Raw genomic sequence first — 8,734 nt, 5'->3', positions numbered from 1 at the left:
ACGAATATCTTAAATTATATAAGCTATTCGTACAATATAAAACTTGAAAAAACTCTGGGGTGAAGCTGATTTCTATAGAAAAATTAATGTAGAAACTTCAGTACCTTGGGAGTTTTCGAGAATACTATTAATAAGAAATTGGGGTGAGACTATGTTGCATAATTTAGCCAATTTTGTATTTTATATAGAAAATACTCTTTTAAAGGACAATGAATTAAAAAAGGATTACTTAGAATTTATAAATAAAGTTTCTTTAGACAGATGTTATTTTTTTACCCATAATTGTGATATAAGTAGAAAATCCTTATATAGAATATTAAAGTCAAACGGAATTGCCTGCCACTTTGATAATGTACTAACGCCTGCATATTTTCTATTGGAATATTGCAAAAGTCTATATAATAAGTTTACTATATATCCAATAAGCGATACAAAAGATTGGGGTGATTTTCATCTTCATAATATAAAAATTGATTATAACAATCCTGACCTGATTTTTATATCTACATCCCATATTACAAATGATGATTTAAAGATAATAAATGGATTTAATGTCCCCATGGTTTTTTCTTCAAATCTTTGCGCTAATAGATTTTATAATTGTGATATGTGTAAAAATGACTGCTGTTTAAAATACATAAAAACCTTTTATAAAAACAGGCTTATTATATCAGATCCTCCACCACTTTATAATAGCATATATTTATTTAAGAAACTTAATATTGAAACTAGGGATACCATGGTTACAACGGATTTTCTTAGGGATGACTATATACAATTTCAAAGATCTGGATGTAAACTTATCCTATTACTGAGGGATAAGCTTACCTTTGAAAATTACCTAAAATCTCCTTATGAGGCAGACATAGTTACAGATAGCTTTGAAAATTTATCATATTTTTTAAATTTAAAAGAGGAGGTGTAACCTCCTCTTTAAATTTAAAATTCTCTTTCTATCAAACCGTAATTTCCATCTTTTCTTTTATAAACTACATTAACTTCTCCGCTATCTGCACTTTCATAAACAAAGAAACTATGACCTAAAAGCTCCATCTGTAAAACCGCTTCCTCATTTGACATAGGTTTAATTGCAAATCTTTTAGTTTTAACAATTTTTGGATCCTGTGATGGCTTTCCCTCTATGTCAGGTATAAATTGAAATTTAAGTGAATCTCCATGGTTTCTTTTCTGAAGCTTAGTTTTTTGCTTTTTTATTTGTCTTTCCAATTTATCAACTACTAAATCTATAGAAGCATACATATCTTCATTAGATTCTTCTCCTCTTAATATAACACCATTAAATGGAATTGTAACTTCTATTGTTTGTCTATTTTTTTGAACACTTAATGTAGCATGGGCTTCTACATCAGGATTAAAATACTTGTCTAGCTTTTCTAGCTTTTTTTCAACCACATTTTTTAATGCATTAGTAACCTCTATATTTTTCCCGGTAACTGTAATTCTCATATCTTCAGCCCCTCTCCTTACTCCTAAATGAGTAATGTTATGTTTTATTAATTATATTTTAATACCTTTTAATCCAAATGACAAGATTAATTATTGAAATTTACAAAATATTAAATTAAATTTCATAATTATTCTTTTCAAAAAAATTTTAAGTTAGTTGACCTGATCTTTGACCCCACACTCGCCTGCTGGTGTTTTTGCTACCCAGAATTATCCTCTCACTACTAGCACTCTCGTTAAAATCTTTAACGGCAGGACTTACTTCTAAGCCGCACCATGCTCATTAAATATTTTATTTAACTTACGTGGATCGTTTTGCCTGCGACTGGCATCGACTTTCAATCACAAACCTAACTTAATACAACAAAAATTATACATTACTTTTGGCTGCAGTCAAGATATTTATTTCCTTCGCTCCAGCCATTAATAACTCTTCAGCACAGCAAAAGGCTGTAGCTCCAGTTGTTATAACATCATCTATTAATATTATTTTTTTATTTTTAAATTTATCATGATTAACAGCTGTAAAAGCTCCTCTGATATTTTCCCATCTTTCTATTCCGTTTAATCCAATCTGATCCTTAGTATTCTCTGTTTTTTTTAGAGTTGTTATTATAGGAATATTTAATTCTTTTCCTATATTTTTAGCCAGACATTTACTTTGATTATATCCTCTTTCCCTTAAGGATTTTCTTTTCATAGGCACATAGGTTAAAATATCACAGGGTATATTTTCTTCTTTTATTTTACTAGTCATATAACTACTTAGTATTTCACCACAGTGAAAATCACTTTTATACTTTAATCTAAGTATTAATTCTTTAATATTGCCTGTATAGTAAGCTATACTATAATATTTAAACTCAATGTTATACTGATTTAACATATATCTATTCTTGCAAAATCTGATCTTTGAAATACATTCTTTGCATAAGTATCCTTCTTCTGAATACATTTTGCATATTGGACATTCATCCTCTTTACTATATATTATAGAGCAGATTCCTTCTTTTATAAGTGTTAAATTTTTAATAATCCCTTTTCCCAAGCCTCTCTATTAAAACTCCTTATTATGTTTTTGGCTTTATACATATCTTGTGTTTCAGCATTTCCTAAGAAGATCACCTCTCTCATAATATTTTTTTTAGCTGAGGTTGTTTTCTCGCAAAAATAAACAAGTTTTTTATAGTCAAATATGCAATGATTTGCAAAGAATACCATTTCATTTATACTTTTATCCTCTGTTATAAAATAGGTCTTTTCTTTAAAGTCATCCGTTATTAATATGCCTCTTTTCATTTTCATAAAGTTAAATATAATTTTCAATTCTTCACTTTCCTTAGAAAAATAAAGTAAACTTCTATTTAAGTCTTTAAAATATGCACTTAGATATCCAAGTACATTAATAAGCTTTTCTTTATCTGGTACATAAATTATAACCTTTTTCCCATATTCAATAGACCATCTTAGATAATCATAAATCATATAAGGTATATCATTGCTTAAATCTATTTTTGTGCTTATTATCCTTGGTTCTATAATAGGCATTCTACTCTCGTAAATTGGCAATAATATTTCTCTTTTATTTTTAAATATACTCTCTATAGAAAAAGCTATAAATTTACCTCTTTCCTTACAGTTCTTAGCCATTATATCTATAATTTCGTATTTGCTATAAACAGGTAAACTTCTAATATCATCGTAAATTACTAAATCGAACTTATTATCTATCTTTAAAGCATTTTTAAAATTACACACTATTAAGCTTTTCTCTGTTTCTATTTTATAATTTCTTATATAGGAATAATTTTGAGATGATATATGTTTCCTCATACTACTTAAAATATCTACATATTCTTCCCTTTCATTAGTTATATATAAGACTCTCTTACCTGCATTAATATAGCTGTTTATAGCCTTTATAAAAATTGATGCAGAATTATGAGGGACTGTAATAACATTTAGAAACTCCTCATTGCTATACAGCCAATTTGCAATATAGTTACTTATCCTTTCAAATTCCAAAGAAACCATTAAACTTTTATTTATAGTCATAATTGAATACACTCCAATATTCATTGCTAACAATTATCAATTTAATTAACATTATTTAATACATCTTCTATTCTCCATTTCAAAAGGGAATACCTTTCAAAACTTTTGTTATTGTCTATCATAAACTTAACGGCTTTAATTGAGCCAACTAATACAACTAGCTTTTTTGCCCTGGTTATTCCCGTATATAATAAATTTCTATTCATAAGTAGAGGGGGGCCCATAAATACAGGAATAATAACCACTGGGAATTCACTGCCTTGGCTTTTATGTATGGTTATAGCATAAGCTAAATCAATTTCATCTAAGTATATGCTTTCATATACTACTCTTCTTTCCTCTTCAAATATAATTGATACAGTGTTGTTTTCTTCATCTATATCTTCTATATATCCCATATCGCCATTAAATATACCTACTCCCTCTTGTTCTCCCAATCCAGCTGTTCTATTCCACTTTAGGGAATAATTATTTTTAGTTTGCATTACCTTATCTCCGACTCTAAATGTATTATCCCTAAATTCCTTTTCTTTTTTGCCCTTGGAAGGAGGATTTAACACTTCCTGCAGCTTTTTATTCAAATTTCCTACTCCCAGAACTCCCCTTCTCATAGGAGTTAATATTTGAATATGCTTTAATTTATCCCAATGCTTATTATAATTTGGAAGTCTTTTATCTATAAGTCCTATTAAAGTATCCAATATCTTATTGTTTCCCTGGCAGTTTATAAAATAGAAGTCCTTACCCTTTTCATTTAATATGGGCATTTCCCCATTGTTTATTTTATGGGCATTTACTGTAATCATACTTTGGGAGGATTGCCTAAATATATCCTTTAATCTTATAACCTTAACACATTTGCTTTCTATTAAATCCCTAAGTACATTACCTGGTCCCACAGATGGAAGTTGATCCACATCTCCTACAATTATAAGTCTAGTTCCTAGAGATGTGGCTTTAAGAAGATTATTCATAAGTACTATGTCTATCATTGATGCCTCATCTACTATTATTACATCACACTCTAGAGGAGTTTCTTCCGTTTTAGAAAATAACATTTCCTCCTCATCACCTATACCCATTTCCAGTAATCTATGTATAGTTTTAGCTTCTTTTCCTGTAGCTTCAGACATCCTCTTTGCAGCTCTTCCCGTTGGTGCTCCCATAAGCACCCTAAAACCATGTTTTTCAAATATTTGAGTTATGCAGTTTATTATAGTAGTTTTACCTGTACCAGGTCCCCCTGTTATTATTTCAACCCCGTTACATAATGCTCCTTTTATAGCTTCCTTTTGTGATGGAGCAAACTCTATGTTATTCTTCTCCTGAAATTCTTCTATTTCTTTATCAATATCCATATCCAATTTGTTATAGTTGCAAAGAGATAAGGTTATAATTTTCTTTGTAATTCCTAATTCACAATAATAATATGGAATAGTAAATACATACTGTTTATCCTCTATTTCTTCAACTTTAATCTTTCCTTCATAAGCGCTGGCTAATAAATTTTCTTTTATATTATCCTCTGATACCCCTAAAATATTTAATCCCTCTTTTATTAGCTTAGGGACGGGCATACAAGTATTCCCTAATCCACAAAACTGATTGATTATGTATTTTATACCACTCTGTATTCTGAAAGTAGAAGTTGACTCTATACCTAAACTTCTAGCTATTTTATCTGCAGTTTTAAAACCTATTCCAGATATCTCTTCTGTTAACACATATGGATTTTCCTTTACTATTCTAATAGATTCTCCTTTGAATCTTTTATATATCTTTATACATTGATTGGGTGTTACTCCATAGTTTTGAAAAAACATCATAATATTTTGCAGTTCCTTTTGTTTGCTATAGGATTCATGTATGATAGCTATCTTTTTATCTCCTATTCCATCTATTTCCTTTAATCTTTCAATGTTATTCTCAAGTATGTCTAAAGACTCTTCTGCGAATTTTTCCACAATTTTTTTTGCAGTTACAGGTCCTATTCCTGAAATAACTCCAGAAGCCAAATATCTTTCAATTCCTATTGCTGTATTTGGAAGAGTTTCTTCACATAATTCTACTTTAAATTGTTCGCCAAACTGAGGGTGGATTACCCACTCGCCAGACAATTTTAAGCTTTGCCCTTCTATAATATAGGGTATACATCCTGTTATAGTTAGCAAATTCCCTTTTTCTTTTATTTTTGCTACTACATATCCATTTTCCTCATTTTTAAATATTATGGAATCTACAATTCCGTGGATTTCTTCCATAAGATCTCCCCTAATTCTTTTTTATATATTATACCATATAGTATTCTAAACATTCTATATTTTAACTTGACCGGCAAAAGGGAGCAAACTACAATTAAATTAGAGGTGATTCTATGATAATTGAAAATTGTAAAATTATTTTCCCCAATGTTATTGAAAAAGGAACTATACTAATAGAGAATGGTTTAATTAAAGAAATAAATCCTAAAACATACCCTTCCAATAATGAAATAATTAATGGGCAAGGGCTATATTTATCTCCAGGTTTTATAGATATTCATATTCATGGAGCTGGTGGTTTCGATGTTATGGATGGAGAATATGATTCCTTGAATAATATATGTAAAACCATTTTCCCTCATGGTACTACCTCTTTTTTAGCCACTACCATGACCTGTTCCATAAGGGATATAAGAAAAGCAGTAGATGCTGCAGCCTATGCCATAAAAAAAGGTACTGATGGAGCTAATATATTAGGTATTCATTTAGAAGGACCTTTTATTAATGCAGGCATGCTTGGAGCTCAAAATCCTGATTTTATCCAAACTCCATGTATAGACACTTTTAAAAAAATTATAGGAGATAATTTAAACATTATTAAAACAGTAACCATAGCTCCAGAGTTGGAGGGTGCAAAGGAATTGATAAAATACTTAAATAAATTAGGTATTGTTTCATCCATAGGACATTCTAAGGCTAGCTATAAAGAAGCTATAGATGGAATAGCTTCAGGTATTAGTCATTCAACTCATCTATATAACGCTATGACAGGTCTTCATCACAGGGAACCTGGTATAGTAGGAGCTATTTTTGATTCAGATATAACTACAGAAACCATTGCAGATGGTATCCATGTAGATTATCCTGCTTTAAGAATAGCTTATAAACAAAAGGGATTGGATAAAGTAATACTTGTTACTGATGCAATGATGGCTTGTTGTATGGCTGATGGAAAGTACAGCTTAGGAGGGCAGGATGTTTTTGTAGAAAATGGTGCAGCAAGGCTGCAAAATGGAAGCTTAGCTGGTTCCACTTTAACTTTAGACAAAGCTGTTAAAAATGTATATAAGAATTCTTCCTATGGATTACAGGAAATTATTAAAATGGTTACCTATAATCCTGCTAAATTATTAAAAATTGATAATAAGATAGGTAGTATTAAAGAAGGATTAAATGCAGATCTTGTACTTTTTGATGAAGATATAAATATAAAGAGGGTAATAATAAACGGTAAAATAATGCTATAGAAAATTCTTGTTCCCATATGAAGTAAACAGCGGCTAATACTTTTTAGTACTAACCGCTTTAACTATTAGGTTATAATGTTCTACATTATAAGTACTTTTTTATTTCTTCTACCTTATTCAATTTCTCCCATGGAAGATCTAAATCTGTTCTTCCAAAATGACCATAAGACGCTACCTGCTTATAAATAGGTCTTCTCAAGTCTAAATTTTTAATTATAGCAGCAGGCCTTAAATCAAATACCTTATTTACTATTTGAACAATTTTATCATTTTCAATTTTCCCTGTATTAAAAGTATCAACAGCTATTGATACTGGCTTAGCAACTCCTATAGCATAAGCTAACTGTATTTCTAATTTATCTGCTACTCCAGCAGCAACTAAATTTTTAGCAACCCATCTTGCTGCATAAGACGCTGATCTATCAACCTTTGTTGGGTCCTTTCCTGAGAATGATCCACCGCCATGTCTTCCATATCCACCGTAGGTATCAACTATTATCTTTCTTCCTGTTAACCCAGCATCTCCCTGAGGTCCTCCAACAACAAATCTGCCTGTTGGATTTATATAATATTTGGTATTTTCATCTAATAATTCAGCTGGAACAACTTCTTTTACAACATGCTTAATTAAATCTGCTTCTATCTGTTCCCTAGTAACTTCAGGACTATGCTGAGTTGATATTACTATGGTATCTATTCTTACTGGTTTATTGTCTTCATATTCTACTGTAACTTGAGTTTTTCCATCTGGTCTTAAGTATTCTAGTGTCCCATTTTTTCTAACCTCTGACAATTTTCTTGCTAATTTATGAGCCATGGCTATTGGCATAGGCATATATTCTGGAGTTTCATTAGTTGCAAAACCAAACATCATACCTTGGTCTCCTGCGCCTATTGCCTCTTCTCTATCCATTTCTCCTTTTTTAGATTCCAAAGATTCATTAACTCCCATAGCTATGTCTGGGGACTGTTCATTTATTGAAGTTAGGACAGCACATGTGTCACTGTCAAAACCATATTTAGCTCTTGTATATCCTATACCTTCTATGGTTTCCCTTACAACTTTTGGAATATCTACATAACAATTAGTTGAGATTTCTCCAATAACTAAAACCATACCAGTGGTTACTGTAGTTTCGCAAGCTACTCTTCCATTTGGATCCTGTGCAAGTATGGCATCTAATACTGCATCGGATATCTGATCACACATTTTATCTGGATGCCCTTCTGTAACTGACTCTGATGTAAATAACTTTCTCATTTTATTGCCTCCATTTCAATTAACTTATAAAAAAATAAAACCCCTTCAATAAGAAGAGGTTTATTATGCCTATTCCTCTTATCTTGCAGAAATCTTCTGCAGGAATTGGCACCGTAGTACAAAGTACTGGTTGCCGGGTTTCATAGGGCCCTTTCCCTCCACCTCTCTTGATAAGAGTTTTTTATGTTGTTTTATTCTACAATATTAGCATAGTAAAAAGTCTATGTCAATTATTAAGTTATTAACATTTTGTCAACTTTTTATATAAACTATTAATAAATATATGCATAAAAAAAGGCACTTTAAAAGTGTCTTTTGGTGGAGGAAGATGGATTCGAACCATCGAAGGCGAAAGCCAACAGATTTACAGTCTGCCCCCTTTGGCCACTCGGGAATTCCTCCACATATGGAGCTGGCAATAGGAATCGAACCTACAACCTGCT

General features: G+C 30.9%; 7 protein-coding genes, 1 tRNA gene and 1 riboswitch. Of the genes, 2 read left to right on the top strand and 6 right to left on the bottom strand.

The genetic code is table 11. The features are described from left to right. Positions 1 to 151: 151 nt before the first annotated feature. Complete coding sequence (locus tag CLLI_RS00265; RefSeq protein WP_106062286.1) at positions 152 to 925, top strand: hypothetical protein; 774 nt, start codon at positions 152 to 154, stop codon at positions 923 to 925. 14 nt (positions 926 to 939) lie between these two features. Here the strand turns inward: CLLI_RS00265 and hpf are convergent, their stop codons facing one another. The 4 genes from hpf to recD2 form a co-directional block, all read right to left on the bottom strand. Then, positions 940 to 1,467, bottom strand: a complete 528-nt coding sequence (gene hpf / locus CLLI_RS00260; protein ID WP_106062285.1) for a ribosome hibernation-promoting factor, HPF/YfiA family — start codon at positions 1,465 to 1,467, stop codon at positions 940 to 942. Between the two features lie 370 nt (positions 1,468 to 1,837). After that, the gene (locus CLLI_RS00255; RefSeq protein WP_170063611.1) at positions 1,838 to 2,515 is read right to left on the bottom strand and encodes a ComF family protein; all 678 of its coding nucleotides are present in this window, start codon (positions 2,513 to 2,515) and stop codon (positions 1,838 to 1,840) included. After that, positions 2,488 to 3,522, bottom strand: coding sequence for a hypothetical protein (locus tag CLLI_RS00250; protein ID WP_106062284.1), 1,035 nt, complete (start codon positions 3,520 to 3,522; stop codon positions 2,488 to 2,490). Before CLLI_RS00250 ends, CLLI_RS00255 begins: the two co-directional genes overlap by 28 nt. A gap of 41 nt (positions 3,523 to 3,563) precedes the next feature. Then, a complete protein-coding gene (recD2, locus tag CLLI_RS00245) occupies positions 3,564 to 5,783 on the bottom strand; it encodes an SF1B family DNA helicase RecD2 (protein WP_106062283.1) in 2,220 nt (739 codons plus the stop codon). A gap of 113 nt (positions 5,784 to 5,896) precedes the next feature. On the opposite strand from recD2, the gene nagA reads away from it, so the two are divergent. Next, complete coding sequence (gene nagA / locus CLLI_RS00240) at positions 5,897 to 7,030, top strand: N-acetylglucosamine-6-phosphate deacetylase (protein ID WP_106062282.1); 1,134 nt, start codon at positions 5,897 to 5,899, stop codon at positions 7,028 to 7,030. Positions 7,031 to 7,115: 85 nt separating this feature from the next. Here the strand turns inward: nagA and metK are convergent, their stop codons facing one another. Together metK and CLLI_RS00230 are read right to left on the bottom strand one after the other, a co-directional pair. Continuing rightward, complete coding sequence (gene metK / locus CLLI_RS00235) at positions 7,116 to 8,291, bottom strand: methionine adenosyltransferase (RefSeq protein WP_106062281.1); 1,176 nt, start codon at positions 8,289 to 8,291, stop codon at positions 7,116 to 7,118. Positions 8,292 to 8,366: 75 nt separating this feature from the next. Then, positions 8,367 to 8,468, bottom strand: a riboswitch (SAM riboswitch). Positions 8,469 to 8,607: 139 nt separating this feature from the next. Continuing rightward, positions 8,608 to 8,693, bottom strand: a tRNA-Tyr gene (locus CLLI_RS00230). Between the last annotated feature and the right edge of the window lie 41 nt (positions 8,694 to 8,734).

The sequence above is a fragment of the Clostridium liquoris genome, from assembly GCF_002995785.1.
GTDB lineage: Bacteria > Bacillota > Clostridia > Clostridiales > Clostridiaceae > Clostridium_AO > Clostridium_AO liquoris.
Note: the sequence above shows the minus strand (reverse complement) of the source record. Positions and strands in the feature narration are given on the sequence as shown.

Bases quoted from the DNA above. Each gene is read 5' to 3' on its own strand.
- nagA (WP_106062282.1), top strand. From the start codon at position 5,897: ATGATAATTGAAAATTGTAAAATTATTTTCCCCAATGTTATTGAAAAA.
- hpf (WP_106062285.1), bottom strand. From the start codon at position 1,467: ATGAGAATTACAGTTACCGGGAAAAATATAGAGGTTACTAATGCATTA.
- CLLI_RS00250 (WP_106062284.1), bottom strand. From the start codon at position 3,522: ATGACTATAAATAAAAGTTTAATGGTTTCTTTGGAATTTGAAAGGATA.
- metK (WP_106062281.1), bottom strand. From the start codon at position 8,291: ATGAGAAAGTTATTTACATCAGAGTCAGTTACAGAAGGGCATCCAGAT.
- recD2 (WP_106062283.1), bottom strand. From the start codon at position 5,783: ATGGAAGAAATCCACGGAATTGTAGATTCCATAATATTTAAAAATGAG.
- CLLI_RS00265 (WP_106062286.1), top strand. From the start codon at position 152: ATGTTGCATAATTTAGCCAATTTTGTATTTTATATAGAAAATACTCTT.